This is a genomic window from Truepera radiovictrix DSM 17093 (genome assembly GCF_000092425.1).
Taxonomy (GTDB): Bacteria; Deinococcota; Deinococci; order Deinococcales; family Trueperaceae; genus Truepera; species Truepera radiovictrix.
This window is the reverse complement of record NC_014221.1, coordinates 700429-719797: the sequence shown is the minus strand read 5'-3', so window position 1 is coordinate 719797 and position 19369 is coordinate 700429. Positions and strand designations below refer to the sequence as shown.

Below are 19369 nucleotides of genomic sequence, written 5' to 3'. Positions count from 1 at the left end.
CGCCTGCGGTGAGCTGTGCGGCAGGCGCTTACTTAACCGCAGCCGCCGGGCGGTGTCAAGCTCTAAAGCCGCTCGATGAGCGTCGCCTCCCCCTGCCCGACGCCGACGCAGAGCGTCGCGAGGCCGTAGCGCATCCTCTGCCCTTCGCGGGCGCGCCGCCCCATCTCGTGTACGAGCGTCGTCAAGAGGCGCGCCCCGGAGCAGCCCAGGGGGTGCCCGAGGGCGATGGCGCCGCCGTTGACGTTGGTCACCCTTTCGGAGAGCCCGAGCGCGCGCAGTACGGCGATCGCCTGGGCCGCGAAGGCCTCGTTGAGTTCGGCGAGGTCGATGTCGCCAATGGTCAGCTGCGTGCGCCCCAGCAGCTTGCGGGTCGCGCCAATTGGCCCGAGCCCCATCACGCGGGGGTCGACGCCGGCGACCGCCGACGCCACCCAGCGCGCGAGGGGTCGGACGCCCAGCGCCTCCGCTTTGGCCGCCGACATCAGCACCAAGGCCGCCGCGCCGTCATTCAGGCCGCTCGAGTTCCCCGCCGTCACGCTGCCGCCCGCCCGGAAGGCCGGTTTGAGGCTCGCGAGCTGCTCGAGGCTGGTGTCCAAAACCCACCCCGCGTCGCTTTTACGGATGCGCGGGTGCTCGTCGGTGTCAAAAAACGCGGGCTCGCCGCGGCGCTGCGGCAAGGGGACGGGGACGATCTCGCCTTCGAAGCGGCCCGTCCGGATGGCCTCGAGCGCCCGCTCCTGGCTCTGCAGGGCGAAGCGGTCCTGGTCCTCGCGGGTGATCGGTCCCCCCGCGAGCTCCCCCGCGTAGCTGCGCTCGACGATGTTTTCGGCGGTCTCCCCCATCGCCTCTAGCGGAAAGCGCGCCTCGAGCCGGGGGTTGGGAAAGCGCCAACCGAGCGTCGTGTCCCAGGCCGTGACGTTGCCCGACGGCCCGAAGCCGACCGGGTTTTTGGGGAGCGCGTAGGGCGCGCGGGTCATCGACTCGACCCCACCCGCGACGTAGACCTCCCCCTCGCCGCAGCGGATGGCGCGCGCGGCTTGGTTGACTGCCGAGAGCCCGCTCGCGCAGAGCCGGTTGACGCTCACCCCCGCGACGCTCTCGGGCAGGTCCGCTAACAGCGCCCCCATCCGCGCGACGTTGCGGTTGTCCTCGCCCGCGCCGTTCGCGCAACCGAAGACCACCTCCTCGACCTCCCGGGGGTCGACGCCGGCGCGCGCGACCGCCTCCTTGATCACCAACCCCGCGAGGTCGTCGGGGCGGACGCCCGAGAGCGCCCCGCGGATGCGCCCGATGGGGGTGCGCACCGCGCTTACGATCACCACGTCGTGCAAACTCATCGCTCCATCCTAATACGCCCAAACCCCCCGCTACCCCCCGCCCGGGCGCACGGCGGGCACAAAAGCCCTTCTCAAGCTGCCTCACAGTCTGGCGCGCGCCGCTGGACTACACTGCGCCCCTAAGGAGGCTTCTATGACCCGAGAAGGCGACGCCGCGCCCAGTGGGGCGGGACAAGGCACCACGGGGCACGACCCCAGCAACCCCCACATGGCCACCCCGGAGGGGCGCAACCTCACGGCGAAGACGCTCATCGGCGACAAGGTCACCAACGCGCGCGGCGAGGACTTAGGCCACCTAGAGGATCTGATGATCGACCTCGAGACGGGCACGATCGCCTACGCGGTGCTCTCCTACGGCGGCATCTTGGGCTACGGCGACAAGCTCTTCGCCGTCCCGTGGCGGGCGCTCGCGCTCGACGCCAAGAACAAGGCGCTGCGGCTCGAGATCGAACGCGAGGTGCTCAAAAACGCCGAGGGCTTCGACAAACGCAACTGGCCCAACACCGCCGACCGCGAGTGGGGGCGGAAGCTGCACGACCAGTTTGGCGTCGTCCCCTACTGGGAGGAGGCGCCTTAGAGCGCCCCCCGCTCGCCGACACGCCAACCGTCGCGCTCGGGCCAGACCCCGCGCGCCCCGGGCGCTTGGCGTAGACTGCGTCAATGGAGTATGCCGGGGTCACCGACGACGTAGAGGGTACCGACAGCAAAGGGGAAGACGCCGACCCGGGGGGTGCTGACGACGTCGCGGGGGCGGCCACGGGTTGCGCTCTCACCCGCACCGACGCCGGCGTGGCGCGGGTCGCGCTGCGCACGGGCCGCGTCGTCTACGTCGACCGCGCCCTCTGCGCGCTCCTGGGCTACACCGCTGCGGAGCTGCGCGGTCACCCCTACACCGACTTTATGCACCCGAAGGATAGAGCGCACAGCGCCGCCGTCCTCGCGCGGCTCGCGCGCGCCGCTAGCGCCCGTCGGAAGCCGTTCGGGTGCCGTACGGCGGCGCGGTTTCGGCACCGAGCGGGGGCGACGCGTTGGTTGCAGCTCGAGCTCACCGTGCTGCTTGGCGCAGCGCCGACGTGCGTCGCCGTGGTGCGCGACCCGGCACACGCCACCGAGCCGGCGCTGACCCAGAGCGAAAGGCGGTTCCGCGCCCTCGTCGAAGCCTCCGCCCAAGCGGTGTGGACCGCCGACGCTGCGGGGCTCGTCGTGGGCGAGTCGCCCTCGTGGTGTGCCTTTACCGGTCAGACCGAAGCCGAGCGGCAGGGGTGGGGCTGGCTGGACGCCGTGCACCCCGACGACCGCGACGACGTCGTCGCGCAGTGGCAGAACGACCTGCGCACGCTCGTGCCTTCGGACACCGAGTTTCGCGTCCGCCACCATAGCGGCGCGTGGCGCTGGATGAGCGCGCGCGCCGTGCCGCTCTTCGACGACAGCGGGGCGGTCACCGGCTGGGTCGGTATGAACCGCGACATCGACGTGCAAAAGCGGGCGCTCGAGGCGCTCCGCGAGAGCGAAGCGCGCTTTTTTACGGTGTTTCACGCGGGACCCGTCGCGGCGTGTATCACCGCGCTCGCCACGCGACACTTCGTCGACGTCAACGACGCGTTTTTGGCCCTCACCGGGTTTTCGCGCGAGGAGGTTCTCGGCCGCAGCGCGCGCGAGCTGGGGTTGTGGGCGACCCAACCCTCCGAACGCGGGGCGAGCTGCCAAGCGGGGGCACAAGAACCGCCCCCGGAGGCGTTTCGCAACCTCGAGCTGAGGCTCCGCACCAAAACGGGGGAGGTTCGCGACATCCTCATCTCGGGGGAGGTCTTGCGCTTTGGCGACGAACGGGGGCAGCTCAAGCTGTTTTACGACATCACCGAACGCAAACAGACCGAGGAGCAGCTGCACCGCGCCCTCCAGGAGGTGATGTCGGACACGGCCTGGTTTAGCTCGCAGGTGCTAGAGCGCCTCTCCCAGGTGCGCGCGCGCAAGCTCGAGCGCAGCGCGCTCGTGACCCTCTCCAAACGCGAACGGCAGGTTTTGGAGCGGCTCGCGCGGGGCAAAAGCAACGAGGCCATCGCCGCCGAGCTGGGGCTCGCCACCCAGACGGTGCGCAACTACATCTCGGCGGTGTACGACAAGCTGGGGGTGCGCTCGCGGGCCGAGGCCGTGGTGTGGGCTAGAGAGCGCGGCGTGATCGGCTGACGCCTCGCAGGACATGGCTTGTGGCCTGTGGCGCGTGGCCTGTGGTCGACGACCCACACGCCGCGCGCCACAGGTCACCCCTAAAGCCGCACGCTCGGCAGCGGCGCCCAAAGCAGCGCGCGATCTTCGCGCCAGGGGTAGAGGCTCTCCCACGCCCCTGGCTTGTCGGGCTGTGGCAGCACCAACTTCGCGGGCGCCGGCACGTTCCAGACGGGCGCGTCCTCACGCAGCCCGGCCATCTCGCGCGCCCGCGCGACGCCCAACGCCACGTCGCCGAGCTCGTCGACCAGCCCCCGCGCCTGCGCGTCGCGCCCCGTCCACACGCGGCCCCCAGCGAGCTCCTCGACGCGCCCCAGGGGGAGCTTGCGCCCCGCGGCGACGCGCTCCGTAAAACGCGCGTAGACCTCGGCGATGGCGCGCGCCTGCAGCGCCCGCTCGTCGTCGGTAAAGGGGTGCGCGGGGCTCATGGCGAGCGCGAAGCGGCCCCGCCGGATCGCTTCGGGGTGAAAGCCGTAGCGCCGGTTGAACTCCTCGAGCACGAACTTGCCGGTGAGCACGCCGATCGAACCGGTGAGCGTGGTCGCCCCCGCGATGACGTGATCAGCGTGCGTCAGCACGTAAAACCCGCCCGAGGCGGCGACCTCCCCCATCACCGCGACGACCGGTTTCTTGCGCCTCAGCCGCACCACCTCGCGCCAGATGAGGTCGCTCGCCAAGGCCGAGCCGCCGCCCGAGTTGACGTAGAAGACCACCGCGGCGACCCCGTCGTCGGCCTCGGCGGCGCGAAAGGCCCGCAGCAGCGTCTCTGCACCCGCCTGCTTCCCCCCCACGAGCGGCAGCGGCAAGGGCAAACGGCGCGAGCGACCCGTGACGATGGCGCCCTCTAGGGTGATCACGGCGACCTTGCGCGAGCGCAGCGGTGGGAGCGGCGCGGGGAAAAAGCGCGCGGCTTCGCGCAGCGGTTTGTGCCCCCGCCCAATGAGCTCGTCTTCGTAGGCGACGCGGTCGATCATGCCGAGCTCGAGCGCGCGCGAAGCTGAGGTCACGCCCTCGTCGAACCACGCCCTGACGGTGTCCGCGGCGACGCCGCGCGAGCTGGCGATCGCCTCCACCAGGGTCGCCTCGAGGCTCTCCAAAAGCCGCCCGTACTGCTCGCGCTGCGCCGGGCTCATCTCCTGACGCGCGAGCGTGTCGCCCGCCGTTTTGTAGTCGCGCAGGGCGAGCTTTTCAAAGGCGATCCCGTAACGCGCGAGCGCGTCGCGCATAAAGGTGGTCTCCAGGGCGAGCCCGAAGACCGACAGCTCGGCGCTCTCGGGCAAGACGACCTCGTCGGCGGCGCTGGCGACGAAGTAGCTGAGCAGGTCTAGGCGCGTGAGGTAGCAGCTCGTGCGCTTGCCCGCCTGCCGCAGGCGAGTGACGAGCGCGCGCAGCGCCTCCGCCGTCGCGCCGCCCACGGTGAGCCCCTCGACGCGGAAGAGCACCCCCTTGAGCCACGGGGCCTGCGCGAGGCGTTCAAGCTGCGCGGTGAGCTCCTCCAGGCTCATCTCGCGCGGCGCGACGGGGAGCGCCCTCGGGAGCGGTCGCCTCGCCCTGCGGGCGGGGAAGCTCCCGGAGAGCTCCACGACCACGACCTCGGGGCGCTGACCCGGCAGCGAGGCGGCGAGGCGGGAGAGCGCCCCGCTCGCGCTCTGCAGCAGCGTTGAGAGTTCTTTTGCGTCCATAGCCCACTCTATAGCAAGGGGGGCCACGGACCGATACGCGCTCCTTACGACGCCGAGCGGGGCCCAAAGCAGGGGTAGCGGTACCTACTGCGCCCCGCTGCCCTCGTTATCGCCGGTGGTCTCCTCTTCTTGTCCTTGCTGTTCTTGCGCCGCCTCTTGTTGTCCTTGCTGTTCTTGCGCCGCCTCTTGAGCCGGCGCCGCGCCCTCTTCCTGGTCCGCCCCCGCGGCACCCGGCTGCGCCCCCTCACCCTCCTGGGCCTCCGGCTGCTGCGCGCCGCCCCCGCCGAGCTGCTGGGTGGTCGTCCTGACGATCGGCTGCGGGCCGACCTGGGCTTCGATCGCCTGGATCTGCGCCTCGAGCGCCCGGATGCGCGCCTGCGCCTCGTTGAGCTGCGCCTGGGTGGGGCGGGCGTTGAGGCGCTCCTCGAGCTCGGCGACGCGCGCTTCGGCGGCCTCCAAGGTCGCCTGGGTGGGGCGCGCGTCGCGCTCGGACTGAATCGCGGCGACCTGCGCCTCGAGCGCGGCGACGATCTCCGGCGTCGGGCGGTCGCGCAGCTGCGCCCGCAGCGCCTCGGCCTCCTCGCGCGCGGCGGTCAGCTGCGCCTGGGTGGGGCGTTCGTTGAGCTGCGCCCGCACCGACTCGAGCTCGTTGAGCAGCGTGTCGCGCTCTTCGAGGAGCGCGTTGAGCTCCTCCTGGGTGGGGAGCGCGGCGAGCTCGTTGCGGGTGCTCTGCAGCTCTTGGGTCAAGCGGCGCTGCTCGTCGGTAAGGCGGGTGATCTCCTCGCCCGCTTCGGTGATCGCCTCTTCGGAGGCGACCAGCTGCGTCCTCAAACGCTCGCTCTGCTCGACGAGCTGCGCCTCGCGGGCGCGCAGCGCCTCGAGCTCGGCGCGCGCCGTGTCGCGCTCGGCGAGCACCGCCTCGACGCGGGTGTCGCCCGCGGCCTCCGCCTCGCGCACCTGCGCCTCGCGTTCGGCGATCTCGGCGCGCGCGCTCTCGAGCTCTGCGAGCAGCTCCGCGCGTTCGCGCTCGGCTATTTGCACCTGATCGAGCACCTCGGCGAGCCGCACGCGCGTCTCGTCGAGCGCGGTCGTGAGCCGCGCGTTCTCCTCGACGAGCTCCGCGGCGCGGCGCTCCAACGCCTCGGTGCGGGCCCGCAGCGCGGCGGCCCCTTGGGTGTTATCGGTGAGCGCCGCCCCCGCGCGCTCGACGACCTCGGCTTGCGCGCGCACCCCCTCGGACGCCGCCCGCGCCTCCGCGAGCCGGCGCTCTAAGGCGGCTAGCTCTTGACGCGCCTCGACGAGTTCGTCGCGCGTCGTCCCGAGCGCCCCCTGCACCTCATCGCGCTGTCCCCGCAAAGGTCGGTCGCACGCCCCCAACGCACCCAACAGCAGCACCGCCGCCGCAAAGCGGCCCACCCGCTTCCCGCTTACCCGAATCGTCATGCCAGCCTCCTCAGAGCCTCCATGCCCAAGTCCGTTGGCGTTGACAAGCTGAACTTGGGTGAGGGAGCGGTACGCCCGGCCGTACCCGCCGCTCATGTTGGCCTACGTCTAGGCCAGTATACGCCAACATAGTGGCTCCCTTCACCCCTCATTGCGCGTTACGCCACATATGCGCGTTACGCCACATATGGACGTATGGCAGCTGGCTTTTGACAGGCGCGCGCAGGGGTGCTCTGAGGCAAGGCGCTCACCTAAGGGCGCTGCAACCCCGCTGATGGCAGCTTTTGCCGTGCGGGAGCGGCGTCAGGGCAGCGGGCCGAGCAGGCGCACCTCGCGCACGGCGCCGTCCGGTCCACCCGTGAGGTAGACCTCGGCACCACCCGCTTGCAGGGCGCTCCAGGGGAGGGGCGCGCCGTCGGCTGCGCGCAACGACGCTCCGGCGACCGAAATGCTGCTGATCGGCCCGCCTTGCTGGGAGCGGACGTAGAGCTGCTCGGAGGCTGGCGCAGCGCCGACGACCTCGGCGCGCAGCGCGAGCGGCGCCCCCGGCGCTGTGGGTGCGGGGCAGCAGGCGCCGAGCGCGAAGGCGACGAGAGCGTAGGTCACAAAACGCATGACGCAGCTTACCCTGAACCCCCGCTCAGCCTCGAGCGCCGCTGACGCCGGGGGCGCGAGACCCTCTCGCGGTTTGGGCCTCGGCCGTGGAGCCTTTGAGCGCGCGCGTTTAGCCCGTGACCCGCTCAGCTAACAACCCCTCGGCGGACGCCGAGGGGTTGTCGCGACAAAGCCCAGGGGGCTTCTAGTAGCCGTCGTACTCGCAGACGGAGCGCTGCCAGATGCGGCGAGAGATGTTGCGTAGGAGCCTCGTGCGCTGCACCGGCGAGAGTGTGCGCGTCTCTTTAACCGTGTTGGCGAGCCCGATAAGCTGCTTTAGGGTGAGGTCGTGGTGAAGGAGCTGCTCGATCTGCTGCGTTCCTTGCTGTCCCGTCATGTGCTACCCTCCAAAACCCGCTGCCACGAGAAACGCCATCAGGTTACAGATCGCCGATCGCCTCACCTCCCCTGGCGTTTAGCGTCCAGCTACAGCGCTCCCAATCCCCACAAAGCGCCCGTGACGGACGCGGCTCGGTTGCGGTGCAAGGGGACGCTTACGAAAAAGCAGCTCTAGTCTACTCGGGGCGGTGGCGCATAATCATTCGGCAAGGTGGTATAAAGGTACACAACCCCCTGCGCAGCGACGCGCTTTACAGCTTGGCGAACTCTTCGACGTCGAGGATAAACACCGTCGCCCCGCCGATGGTGACCTCGATCGGCTCGTTGGGCATGACCGGCCCCATCTCGCTCATGTGGGGCAACGGGCGCAACATCTTGCTCCGTTCGCGGCAGACGTCGTGAATGATCGCCTTGGCGCGTTCGACCTGGTGATCTTCGACCCCGAGGAGAAACGTCGTGTTGCCCTCGCGCAAAAACCCCCCCGTCGAGGCGAGCTTGGTCGAACGCAACCCGTGCTCTAAAAGCGCGTTTTGCAGCTTTGGGGCGTCGGCGTCCTGCACGATAGTGAGGATGAGCTTCACGACGACAGTGTAGCACGACGTAGACGCGGCACCTTTGCGGCCCAGGCGTGTACCAAGGGCGTGCAGCGCACCTTGCGCAGCGCCCGGATCCCCGTGACGCGACCCCGTCGAGCGGCGGCCGGCGGACGCGTCGGTCCCGCGTCGCCGCACCTCGCCGGTCGCCGTCGCACGGGGCGCGGCCGCGCCCCGCGTTCACCTTTTTCTCAGGCGAGAGGCGATAGTAAAGGGGTGCAACGGCCTCTTGTCCTCCTCTACGCCCTCTGCGCGCTCTTCACGTGGGCGCGCGCCGAAACCCCACGTGTCGGCGCGGTGCTCTCCCTCTCCGGGGCGGACGAACACACCGGCAACGCGCAAGCAGCAGCCCTCGAGCTCGCCGCACGCGACCTCGCCGCGCGCGGCCTCCGCCTCGAGCTGCGCGTCCTCGACGACCGCAGCGATCCCCAGAGGGCCGCCGAACACGCCGCGGCGCTCCTCGCGGAGGGGGCGCACGCGCTCGTGTGCTGCTCGAGCCCCGAGGTCGCGGACGCGGTGCGGGCCGCTTTCGACGCCGACGCGCCGCCCACCTTCGCGTTAAGCCACCCCAGGGGCGCGGGCGCGCCCACGCGCGGGTTTTTCAGCCTCGAGCCGGGGAGCGCGTACGAACTCGCCGAGCTCGCCCGGCACCTCGCGGCGCAGGCGCGCGTCGCGCTCCTCGCGCCCTACTCCCCCGCCGGCGACACCGCCGAGGCGGTGCTGCGCGCGCGCCTCGGCGAACGCCTCGTCGGCAGCGAGCGCTATCCCGTGGCGTCCGGGGACCCGCTGACGCCCGAGGCGCTCCTCGCCATCACCCGGCTGCCGGACGCGGTCGTCGTCTGGGGGGAGCGGGCGGGCGAGGCGCTCACCGCCCTCGCAGCGCGCGGCTACACCGGCCCGGTCTACTTGGAGGCGCGCGCGCTAGAGGGTCTGAGCGCCCTCCAGCGCGCGCGGCTAGAGGGCGCGGCGCTCGAGGCGCGCGCCGTCGTCAGCCCCTTTGTCCTCGGCTTCGCCCTCGCCGCCGAGCACCCCTCGGCCGCCCAGAGCGCGCGGTACCGGCGCGCGAGCGCGCTCTCCGGGGGTGAGAGCAGCCTCGCGGGCGCCTACGCCTGGGACGCTTTGCAGCTGCTCGGCGGGGCGTTTGAACAGGCCTACGCTTACGGTCTCACAAGCGGCGCAGCCCGCGGCGAGGACCAGCGGGCGCGCCTGCGCGCCGCGCTGCGCGAGGTGCTCTTTGGGCTCGAGCCGGTAGCGGGCTCGAGCGCGGTGCTGCAACCCAGCGCGCAGCGCCTCGGCGTCGCGGTGAGCGGCGCGCTCGTCGCGGCGCGTTGGCAGGGGGGGGCGTGGCGCCCGTTGGGCGCGCCGACAGCGCCCTAGGCTCTGGGCCTTGGGGAGCGTACCCGAAACCCCGCTCGGCACACGCCTCGCTACGCAGCCAGCGCGCCGCTCCCGCGGGCGCTTTGGCGTTAGACTGAGGCAATGATCGAGAAGCTGGAAAACCTACGACGCGAGTTCGATGAGCTCGAGGCCTCCCTGGGCGACCCCGAGCTCATCGCCGACCAGGCGCGCTACCGCGAGGCGATGGGGCGCTACAGCGAACTGCAGACGATCGTCCGCACCTATAGGGAGTACAAAGACCTCGTAGACGGGTTGCAAAACGCCCGCGAGGCGCTCGCCGACCCCGAGCTCGCCGAGATGGCCCGCGAGGAGATCGCGGCGCTCGAGCCCCAGCTCGAGGCGCTCGAGCGGCGCCTCGAGCGGCTGCTCCTTCCCAAAGACCCCTTCGACGACAAAAACGTCATCGTCGAGATCCGCGCCGCTGCCGGCGGCGACGAAGCCTCGCTCTTCGCCGCCGAGGTGTTCGAGATGTATCGGCGCTACGCCGAAGCGCAGGGCTTTAAAACGGAGGTGCTCGACTCGCACCCGAGCAGCGTAGGCGGGTTTTCCAAGGTGAGTTTCGAGATCCTCGGGCGCGGCGCCTACAGCAAGTTCAAGTTCGAGTCGGGGGTGCACCGGGTGCAGCGCGTGCCCGCGACCGAGACGCAAGGGCGCATCCACACGAGCACGGTGACCGTCGCGGTCTTGCCCGAAGCCGAGGACGTCGACGTGCAGCTCTCCCCCGCCGACTACCGCGTCGACGTCTTTCGCTCCTCGGGACCGGGGGGGCAGTCGGTCAACACCACCGACTCGGCCGTTAGGATCACCTACAAACCCGGTACGAGCGACGAGATCGTCGTCACCTGCCAAGACGGCAAGTCGCAGATCAAAAACAAGGAGAAAGCGCTTGCGGTGCTTCGCGCGCGGCTTTTGGAGCGCGAACGCGAAAGGGCCGCCGCCGAAGCGCGCGAGGCGCGGCTCGTGCAGATCGGTTCGGGGGAGCGGAGCGAAAAGATCCGCACGTACAACTTTCCCCAGTCGCGCATCACCGACCACCGCATCGGTTACACCACCCACAACCTGAGCGACGTCTTGCTGGGTAAGCTCGACGAGCTGACCGAAGCGCTGAGCAGCGCCGAGCAGCAAGAGCAGCTGGGGCGCCTTGCGAGCGCCTCCGCGACCGCCCACGCCCCCAGTGGCACCCCTACAGGTGGCGCGGCGTGAGTTCGTCGTTGCCGCCGCGATCTTGCTCGATGCAAAGGGTCGGGTGCTGTTGGTGGGCAACGACTGGCAGGGGTTCGGCAACGTCCGCTACACCCTTCCGGGTGGGGTGGTCGAGCGGGGGGAAAGCACGCTAGACGCGCTCGCACGGGAGGTCAAAGAGGAGACCGGCCTGGTGATTAAGCGCGTCGAACACCTCGCGTACTCGGTGCACGTCGAGGACGTCAGGCGTAACGACCGCGCGCTGTCGTTCGCTTTCGTCGCCTCCTACGACGGCCTCTTAAACCCCAGAGACCCGGACGGCTTCATCGTCGAAGCGCGCTTTTTTCCGGTCGAGGAGGTTGAGCGGCTGATCCCCATCCCGCCCATTCGCGAACCGCTCGCCAACTACCTGCGAGATGGTAAAACAGGGCGGTTCTACTCGTATGCCGGGTGGGACGGACGAGGGGGTAAAAGCGTATGACAGCAGCCCAATACGGAAGCTACGCCTACACCGGTGCCCGCGCGGGCGCGCGCATCGACTACACCCGCGAGCTGCGCGACCTGCGCCACTTCGCGCACCTTCTAGACGAGGCGATCCGCTTGCCCGTCATCAACTACCGGATCGGCTTAGAGCCCCTTTTGGGGCTCGTCCCCATCATCGGCGACGTCAGCGGCTTCGCCCTGTCGTGCTACATCATCTTCAAAGCGGCGCGTTTGGGGCTACCCCGGCGCCTGGTCGCGCGCATGGTCTTTAACGCCTTTCTGAACTCCTTCGTCGGCAGCATTCCGCTGATCGGCGACCTCTTCGACTTTTTCTGGAAGGTCAACAAGCGCAACATGCGCCTCGTCGAGCGTTACCTCGCGGCGCACGCCTGAACTTCGGGGGCTGCGGCCCCCGGTTTACCCCTAACGCGGGTTTTACGCGAAGCCATAGCGCTTCGCTCGGCCGGGAGGGGTCGTGGCGCGCCCACACGTCGGCGCGCCCGTCTACCCGCACTGCTGCTACCCCGACAGCGCCCACCCCACCCGCACGTCCAGCTCGCCGACGGTGCGGACGAGGCCGCCTACAGCCCCGTGTGGGCGTGCGTCGGGTACACGGTCAGTAGCGCCAGAGCCCTACCGGTTTGGACAAGCCCCCGCGGGTCTGGTATCGTAAGGCACCTTTAACTCGGCCCCGTGAGGCCGGAAAGGGAAGGACATGACGCTCACACCCGTACCTCGCACACCAGTACCGCGCACCGCACCCGCCGCCCGTCCGGCGCTTTTTTTTGGCCCGCTGGCGGTGCGGCGGTGACGCTCAAGGCCAAAAGTACCCTCATGAACGCTGGCGAGATGGCGCGCGCGCTCACCCGCATCGCCCACGAGATCATCGAGCGCAACAAGGGCGCCGAGAACCTCGCCTTGGTCGGCATCCACACGCGCGGCGTGCCGCTCGCCGAACGCTTGGCCGCGCTCATCGGGCGCTTCGAGGGCGTAACGCCCCCTCTGGGCAAACTCGACATCACCCTCTACCGCGACGACCTCTCGGAGATCGCGCTGCAACCGGTTGTGCGCAAGACCGAGGTGCCGTTTGACGTGCAGGGCCTCCGGGTCGTCCTGTGCGACGACGTGCTCTACACCGGGCGCACCGCGCGGGCGGCTCTGGGCGCGCTCATCGACCTCGGGCGCCCGGCGGTGATCCAGTACGCCGTGCTCGTCGACCGCGGGCACCGCGAGCTCCCCATCCGGGCCGACTTCGTCGGCAAAAACGTGCCCACGAGCCGGAGCGAGGTCATCAAGGTCAAGCTGCACGAGACCGACAACACCGAGGCCGTCGAGCTGCTGGAGTGGGCGTGACGACCCCCAAGCACCTGCTCGACACCCAGGACTGGACGGTCGAGAATATCGAGGCGCTCTTTAACACCGCCGACGTGATGGCGCAGGTTTTAGAGCGCACCATCAAAAAGGTGCCGGCGCTACAGGGCTTTACCGTCGGCACGCTCTTCTTCGAGCCCTCGACGCGCACCCGGCTCTCGTTTGAACGCGCCGCCAGGGCGCAGAGCGCCGACGTCGTGAGCTTCGCGGCGGGGGGCTCGAGCCTCGCCAAGGGCGAATCGTTAAAAGACACCCTCAAGACCCTCGACGCCATGCAGGCCGACCTCTACGTCGTGCGCCACGCGGTCGCCGGGGTGCCGCACCAGCTCGCGCGTTGGACGGACGCGGCGATCGTCAACGCGGGCGACGGGCGCCGCGCCCACCCCACCCAGGCGCTGCTTGACGCCTACACCTTTCGGCAACGCTTCCCGGACGGCTTTGCCGGCAAAAAGCTCGCCATCGTCGGCGACATCATGCACTCGCGCGTCGCGCGCTCGAACGCCGAGCTGTGGACGAAGTTGGGCGCCCAGGTCACGCTCTGCGGCCCCAGGACGCTGCTCCCGCCGGAGCTCGCGGGGGGGCGCGTGAGCCTCACGACCGACCTCTGCGAGGCCGCCGAGGGGGCGCACGCGGTGATGGCGCTGCGGCTGCAGAGCGAGCGGATGGGCCGCGGGCTGCTGCCATCATTAGCCGAGTACCGGGCGCGCTACTGCCTCACGGAAGAGGTGATGGCGGGCGCGCACCCGGACGCCCTCGTCATGCACCCGGGGCCCTTAAACCGCGATGTCGAGATCTCGGGCGCGCTCGCCGACGGGCCCCAAAGCGTCATCGAGGCGCAGGTCAAAAACGGGGTGAGCGTGCGCATGGCGGTGCTCTACACCCTACTGGTCGGGAGGCGATGATGCGAACGCTCATTAAGCAAGCTCACCTGCACGACGCTAGAGGCGACCACGGCGTGCACGACCTCTACCTCAGGGGCGACCGCATCGAAGGGGTCGACCTGGGCGGGGAGGTCGATCACACCATCGACGCCCAGGGCAACCTCGTCACCCCTGCGTTTATCGACCTGCACGCGCACCTGCGCGAACCCGGGCAGGAGGAGAAGGAGGACCTCGCTTCGGGGCTCGCCGCGGCGGCGGCGGGCGGTTTCGGCACCGTCGTCTCGATGGCCAACACCACCCCGCCCGTCGACGACCCCGGCCTGGTTGCGGCGCTCGCGCTTAAAGCCGAACGCCTCGGGCTCGCTCGGCTCCGCCCCGCGGCCACCTTGAGCCGCGGGCTTAAGGGGGAGGGGCTCACCGACTTCGCCGCGCTCAAAGCGGCGGGGGCGGTGATGATCACCGACGACGGGATCCCCGTAGCGGACGCGCACCTCATGCGCCGCGCCTGCGAGTACGCCCAGGACCTCGGCCTCGTCATCCAGACCCACTCCGAAGAGCCCAGCTTGCGCCAAGGGGGGGTGATGCACGAGGGCGCCGTGTCGCAGCGGCTCGGGCTGCCGGGGAACCCCGCCGCCGCCGAAGCGGCCATGATCGGTCGCGACTGCGAGATCGCCCTCCTCACCGGCGCGCGGGTCCACCTCGCGCACGTCTCGTCAAAGCGCGGGATGCAGGTCGTGGAGTGGTTTAAAGCCCAGGGCGCCCCCGTCACCTGCGAGGTGACGCCGCACCACCTGACGCTCACGGACGCCGCGCTGGCGAGCTTCGACCCCATCTACAAGGTCGCGCCGCCCCTGCGCACCGACGAGGACGTCGCCTACTTGCGCGAGGCGCTGCGGCGCGGCGTCGTCGACAACATCGGCACCGACCACGCGCCCCACACGCGCGCCGAAAAGGAGCGCGACCTGTTGGAGGCGCCCTTTGGCATCGGCAACCTCGAGGTCACCTTCGCGCTCCTCTACACCGAGCTGGTCGGGTCGGGGGCGCTCTCCTTGGAGCGCCTTCTGGAGCTCTTCCAAGCCGGCCCCGCGCGGGTCATGGGTTGGCCCACCCCGACGCTCGAGCCCGGAGAGCCCGCCGACCTCGTGGTGCTCGACCTGGAGGCGAGCAGACCGGTGACGCCCGCAACGTTTAGAAGCAAGGCCAAGTTTAGCCCGTGGTCGGGCCAGACGCTTCGGGGGTGGCCGGTGATGACGCTCGTGGGGGGACGGGTAGCTTTCGAGGGTGTGTAGCCTGTGGCTTGTGGCCTGTAGGGGTTCTGTGGGCCACATGCTACGGGCTACGAGCCCCACACACGTAACACGCCAAAACGGCTCGAGCGCGTAAGATGACCTATGACCCCAAGCGTCAGTGTTCTGCCCCCCAGCTGGGTCGGGCCACCACCAAACCCGCAGCACGACTACGCGAGCCGCGATCTCGCGAAGGGGGACGCGCTCTACTACGCGGGCGACGAGGCGAGCACGATCTACCGCGTGACCGAGGGGCTGTTTAAACTGAGCATCGACCTGCCGAGCGGGCGCGAGCGCGTGATCGGCGTCTCGGGCCCCGGCGACTTTATCGGCGCCCTCACCCCCGCGCCGCACTACGCCGAGAACGCCGAAGCGCTCTCCCCCAAGGTGCGCGTGCTCGTCATCCCGAAAGAGGACGCGCCCAAGCTCCACGGCGAGCTGCACAAAGCGACCGGGGCGCAGCTCCTGCAGCTTAAAGACGCCCTGGAGGACACCGACCTGCCGGTCGGCGCGCGCCTCGCCCGCACGCTGTTGCGCCTCGGGCACCGCTTCGGCCACACCACCGCCGCGGGCCGCGTGCAGCTGACGCTGCCGCTCACGCACGACCACCTCGCGGCGATGATCGGCGCCGCGCGCGAGACCACCACCGCGGCTTTGAGCGAGATGCGCGAGCGCGGCGCCCTGAGCGGTACGCGCGGCCAGTACAGCTTCGACCCGAGCGAGCTGCGCGCCTACGTGCGCGACCTTCTGCAGCCGCTGTAGCCCGCCCACTACTCACGCGTGGACCCCCGAGCGCCGTTTGTAAGGCGCTCGGGTGCAGCTCCCGCGCCCCGGGTGCTACCGTCGCCCCATGTCCCCGCTCGCGCGCCTCTGGCGCTACGCCCGGCCCTACCGCTCGCAGATCCTGCTGGGCTCGCTCTTCTCGTTTCTCAACAAAGCCTTCGACTTAGCCCCCCCGCTCCTCATTGGCGTCGCGGTCGACATCGTCGTGCAGCGCGAGGCGTCTTGGCTAGCGCAGCTCGGCGTCACCGACTTGATGGCGCAGCTCTGGGTGCTCGCCGGCGCGACGATCCTCATCTGGGGGCTCGAGTCGTTGAGCGAGTACGTCTTTCAGCTCTACTGGCGCAACCTCGCCCAGGAGGTGCAGCACGCGCTCCGGCTCGACACCTACGCGCACGTGCAGGGGCTCGAGCTCGCCTACTTCGAGGACCGCACGACGGGCGGGCTGATGGCCGTGTTAAACGACGACGTCAACCAGCTCGAGCGCTTTTTGGACGTCGGCGCCAACGACCTCATCCAGGTCGCCACGACCGTGGTGATCGTCGGGGCGATCTTCTTCGCCCTCGCCCCCAGCGTCGCCTGGCTCGCCTTTTTACCCGTACCGGTCGTTATCTGGGGGTCGTTTCGCTTCCAGCGCCGCATCGCCCCGCGCTACGCCGACGTGCGCGAACGGGTCGGCGACCTCAGCGCGCAGCTCGCGAACAACCTCAGCGGTATCACCACCATCAAGAGCTTTACCGCCGAAACGCGCGAAGCCGAGCGCGTCCGCCGCGAGAGCGACCGCTACCGGGCGAGCAACCGCCGCGCCATCCGCCTCAGCGCGGCGTTCGTGCCCCTTATCCGCATGGCCATCGCCGCGGGCTTTATCGCCACGCTCGTCTTGGGCGGGTCGCTGGCGCTCTCGGGGACGCTGGCGGTCGGCGCCTACAGCGTCCTGGTCTTTATGACGCAGCGCCTGTTGTGGCCGCTGACCACCCTCGGGCAGACCTTCGACCTCTACCAGCGGGCGATGGCCTCGTCAAAGCGCATCTTCAACCTGCTTGACACCCAGCCCACCATGCGAGACGGCCTCTCCCCGCTACCCCTAGGGGCGGTGCGCGGCGAGCTGCGGCTAGAAAACGTCTCTTTTGCCTACCGCGGCGGCGGTGAGGTGCTCCGCGGCCTCTCGCTCACCCTCCGGGCGGGCCAAACGACCGCCATCGTCGGCGCCACGGGCGCCGGGAAGAGCACGCTGATCAAACTCTTGCTGCGCTTTTACGACCCGCAATCGGGGCGGGTGACGCTCGACGGCCACGACCTGCGGACGCTCAAACGCCACGACCTGCGGCGGGCTATTGGCTACGTGAGCCAAGACGTCTTCCTCTTTCACGGCACCGTCTACGACAACATCGCCTACGGCGACCCCGACGCGAGCCGCGAGGCGGTCATCCGCGCCGCCAAGGTCGCCGAAGCGCACGACTTTATCACCGCCTTGCCCTTTGGCTACGACACCATCGTCGGTGAACGCGGGCAGAAGCTCTCCGGCGGGCAGCGCCAACGCATCTCCATCGCGCGCGCGGTGCTCAAAGACCCCCCCATCTTGATCCTCGACGAGGCCACCTCGGCGGTCGACAACGAGACCGAGGTCGCCATCCAGCGCTCGGTCGCGCGCTTGGCCGAAGACCGCACGGTGGTCCTCATCGCCCACCGCCTCTCGACGGTGCGCCACGCGCACTGCATCTTCGTGCTGAGCGACGGGAGGCTCGCCGAGGCGGGGACGCACGAGGCGCTTTTGGCGCGCGGCGGCCTCTACGCGGGGCTCTGGCAGGTGCAGACGGGGGAGCGCGCCGAAACGCCCATCAGCGCCGACTAAGGGGCGCTGCCCCACGCTACCGGTACCCTTGCGGCGGGTGCGTTAAGGGCTTTCACCTCGGAGCGCCGTTGACCAGACGCTACCCGCTGCTGATAGACTCGGGGTCGTGCCTCCCCCCCCGTCACCGCTCACCGCCCCGACGGGCGAACGGGCGAAAGCGTTCGGCGCGTTCTATACGGGCGCCGCCGTGGCGGACTTCGTGGTGCGCTGGGCGCTAAGGCGCGGTAGCGACCGGGTGTTAGACCCCAGCTTCGGCGGCGGGGTCTTTCTGGCGGCGGCGCTGGCGCGGCTTGAGGCGCTCGGCGGCGGGGCGGGGGGGGTCTACGGCGCCGAACTCGACGGGGCGGTGCACGCGCGCGTGTCGGGCGCGCTCCCCGTAGCCCCGCGCCAACTCCTACGCGCTGACTTTTTCGACCTCTCCCCCACCGACCTCCCGCCCCTCGACGCCGTGGTCGGCAACCCGCCCTTTATCCGTTACCAGCGCCTCGGCAGGGAAGCTCGGAAAAAGGCGGCCTTAAGGGCGCTCGAGGCCGGCGTAGCGCTCAGCGACCTCGCGAGCTCGTGGGCGGCGTTCGTCGTCCACAGCGCGGCGTTTCTAAGGCCGGGCGGGCGTCTCGGGATGGTGCTGCCCGCCGAACTCGGCCACGCGGGCTACGCGCGGCCCGTGTTGGCGCACCTCAGCCGCACGTACCGGCGCGTGACCCTGCTGACCTTTCAGGAGCGCCTCTTCCCCGAGCTGAGCCAGGACACGCTGCTGCTCTTGGCCGAGGACAAAGGCGCGCCCTTCGAGGGCTTTTTCTGGCGCGACGTCGCGCGGGTGGCCGACCTAGCGACCCCCTTGCCGCTCGAGCCCACCGAACGGCTGCCCGAAGCGCCGCTCTTGGAGGGGCGCGAAAAGCTCGTCACGCGCTTTGTCCCGGCGGCGGCGCGCGAACTCTATAGGGAACTCGCACAGCACCCAGCAGTCACGAGGTTGGGCGCGCTCGCCGAGGTCGGCATCGGTTACGTCACCGGCGCGAACGGCTTTTTCCACCTCGCCCCGGAGCGGGCGCGCGCGCTCGGCCTCCCCGCCGCGCACCTCCAGCGGGCCGTCTTTCGCGGGGCGGCGCTCTCGGGGCTCCGCTTCGGCGAGGCCGACTGGCACGGGGCGGCCCGGTGGGGTCACGCGGGCTACGTGCTGCACGTGACCGGCGACGACGTAGAGGTAAGCGACCTGGCGCCGGCGCTGCGGGCCTACCTCGAGGCCGGCGCGGCGCAGGGGGTGCCCCGAGCCTACAAGTGCCGCACCCGCACCCCTTGGTACCGCGTCCCGCACGTCAGCGCGCCCGACGCCTTTCTCACCTACATGAGCGGGGCGCGGCCGCAGCTCGTCGCCAACGCCGCCGGCGCGGCTGCACCGAACACCCTGCACGTGGTGCGGCTTCGCCCCCAGGCGAACGTTTCGGCGACCGCCCTGGCGGCCCTCTGGCAGAGCTCGCTGACACGCCTCAGCGCCGAACTCGAGGGTCACGCCTTGGGCGGCGGGATGCTCAAGCTCGAGCCCCGCGAAGCCAGGCGCGTCCTCGTCGCCACCCCGGAGGTTAGCACGGGGTTGACAGAGGAACTTGATGAGCTTCTGTGGCAGGGGCGAACCGACGAAGTCCAGACGATTGTGGACAAGGTGCTGCTCCAATATGCCCTCGGTCTCAGCGCCAAGGCGTGCACCTTGCTTAAGCACGCCGCCTGCACTCTTCGCCACAGACGCTACTACCGGAATCGTCCGCCCTCGCAAATCGAGTGAAGACGCTCCGATCTTGCTTTTGCCATTATCCTTTATAACACTAGGCTACGGGGAGCTGCCCAATGGTTAGATGGATAGCGCA

At 69.9% G+C, this 19369-nt stretch carries 18 protein-coding genes; 12 read left to right on the top strand and 6 right to left on the bottom strand.

What is annotated here, in order from left to right; translation table 11 throughout:
- Positions 1–62: 62 nt before the first annotated feature.
- On the bottom strand, positions 63–1337 hold the full coding sequence (locus tag TRAD_RS03280) for a thiolase family protein (protein ID WP_013177162.1): 1275 nt from the start codon (positions 1335–1337) through the stop codon (positions 63–65).
- A 133-nt stretch (positions 1338–1470) separates the two neighbouring features.
- Between TRAD_RS03280 and TRAD_RS03275 the strand changes: the two genes are divergently transcribed.
- Both TRAD_RS03275 and TRAD_RS15020 read left to right on the top strand, forming a co-directional pair.
- A complete protein-coding gene (locus TRAD_RS03275) occupies positions 1471–1914 on the top strand; it encodes a PRC-barrel domain-containing protein (protein WP_013177161.1) in 444 nt (147 codons plus the stop codon).
- An 83-nt stretch (positions 1915–1997) separates the two neighbouring features.
- Positions 1998–3524 carry a PAS domain S-box protein gene (locus tag TRAD_RS15020; protein ID WP_013177160.1) on the top strand — a complete coding sequence of 509 codons (1527 nt, stop codon included), beginning with the start codon at positions 1998–2000 and terminating at the stop codon, positions 3522–3524.
- A gap of 80 nt (positions 3525–3604) precedes the next feature.
- Here the strand turns inward: TRAD_RS15020 and TRAD_RS03265 are convergent, their stop codons facing one another.
- The 5 genes from TRAD_RS03265 to TRAD_RS03245 all read right to left on the bottom strand — a co-directional run bounded on the left by TRAD_RS03265 (position 3605) and on the right by TRAD_RS03245 (position 8262).
- The gene (locus tag TRAD_RS03265) at positions 3605–5245 is read right to left on the bottom strand and encodes a S49 family peptidase (protein WP_013177159.1); all 1641 of its coding nucleotides are present in this window, start codon (positions 5243–5245) and stop codon (positions 3605–3607) included.
- Positions 5246–5329: 84 nt separating this feature from the next.
- Positions 5330–6688 carry a coiled-coil domain-containing protein gene (locus tag TRAD_RS03260; protein WP_013177158.1) on the bottom strand — a complete coding sequence of 453 codons (1359 nt, stop codon included), beginning with the start codon at positions 6686–6688 and terminating at the stop codon, positions 5330–5332.
- A gap of 303 nt (positions 6689–6991) precedes the next feature.
- Positions 6992–7303: a hypothetical protein gene (locus tag TRAD_RS03255; protein WP_013177157.1), complete on the bottom strand. Its 312-nt coding sequence runs from the start codon at positions 7301–7303 to the stop codon at positions 6992–6994.
- A gap of 184 nt (positions 7304–7487) precedes the next feature.
- A complete protein-coding gene (locus TRAD_RS03250; protein ID WP_013177156.1) occupies positions 7488–7679 on the bottom strand; it encodes a hypothetical protein in 192 nt (63 codons plus the stop codon).
- A 253-nt stretch (positions 7680–7932) separates the two neighbouring features.
- A complete protein-coding gene (locus tag TRAD_RS03245; RefSeq protein WP_013177155.1) occupies positions 7933–8262 on the bottom strand; it encodes a cyclic-di-AMP receptor in 330 nt (109 codons plus the stop codon).
- 228 nt (positions 8263–8490) lie between these two features.
- On the opposite strand from TRAD_RS03245, the gene TRAD_RS03240 reads away from it, so the two are divergent.
- From TRAD_RS03240 to TRAD_RS03195, 10 genes are all read left to right on the top strand, one after another.
- Positions 8491–9651 carry an ABC transporter substrate-binding protein gene (locus TRAD_RS03240; RefSeq protein ID WP_013177154.1) on the top strand — a complete coding sequence of 387 codons (1161 nt, stop codon included), beginning with the start codon at positions 8491–8493 and terminating at the stop codon, positions 9649–9651.
- A gap of 102 nt (positions 9652–9753) precedes the next feature.
- On the top strand, positions 9754–10875 hold the full coding sequence (prfA, locus tag TRAD_RS03235; RefSeq protein WP_013177153.1) for a peptide chain release factor 1: 1122 nt from the start codon (positions 9754–9756) through the stop codon (positions 10873–10875).
- Entirely contained in the window at positions 10862–11335 is a 474-nt protein-coding gene (locus tag TRAD_RS03230; protein ID WP_013177152.1) for an NUDIX hydrolase, read from the top strand. The genes prfA and TRAD_RS03230 overlap by 14 nt, the downstream gene beginning before the upstream one ends.
- Positions 11332–11730 (top strand): DUF4112 domain-containing protein, encoded by a 399-nt coding sequence (locus TRAD_RS03225; protein WP_013177151.1) that lies wholly within the window; start codon positions 11332–11334, stop codon positions 11728–11730. The genes TRAD_RS03230 and TRAD_RS03225 overlap by 4 nt, the downstream gene beginning before the upstream one ends.
- Before the next feature lie 441 nt (positions 11731–12171).
- Complete coding sequence (gene pyrR, locus TRAD_RS03220) at positions 12172–12690, top strand: bifunctional pyr operon transcriptional regulator/uracil phosphoribosyltransferase PyrR (protein WP_041947116.1); 519 nt, start codon at positions 12172–12174, stop codon at positions 12688–12690.
- The gene (locus tag TRAD_RS03215; protein ID WP_013177149.1) at positions 12687–13610 is read left to right on the top strand and encodes an aspartate carbamoyltransferase catalytic subunit; all 924 of its coding nucleotides are present in this window, start codon (positions 12687–12689) and stop codon (positions 13608–13610) included. Before pyrR ends, TRAD_RS03215 begins: the two co-directional genes overlap by 4 nt.
- Positions 13610–14878, top strand: a complete 1269-nt coding sequence (locus TRAD_RS03210; protein ID WP_013177148.1) for a dihydroorotase — start codon at positions 13610–13612, stop codon at positions 14876–14878. Before TRAD_RS03215 ends, TRAD_RS03210 begins: the two co-directional genes overlap by 1 nt.
- Before the next feature lie 102 nt (positions 14879–14980).
- Entirely contained in the window at positions 14981–15637 is a 657-nt protein-coding gene (locus tag TRAD_RS03205) for a Crp/Fnr family transcriptional regulator (RefSeq protein ID WP_013177147.1), read from the top strand.
- Positions 15638–15725: 88 nt separating this feature from the next.
- A complete protein-coding gene (locus TRAD_RS03200; RefSeq protein WP_041947115.1) occupies positions 15726–17507 on the top strand; it encodes an ABC transporter ATP-binding protein in 1782 nt (593 codons plus the stop codon).
- Between the two features lie 106 nt (positions 17508–17613).
- On the top strand, positions 17614–19287 hold the full coding sequence (locus tag TRAD_RS03195; protein ID WP_013177145.1) for an N-6 DNA methylase: 1674 nt from the start codon (positions 17614–17616) through the stop codon (positions 19285–19287).
- Positions 19288–19369: the final 82 nt, after the last annotated feature.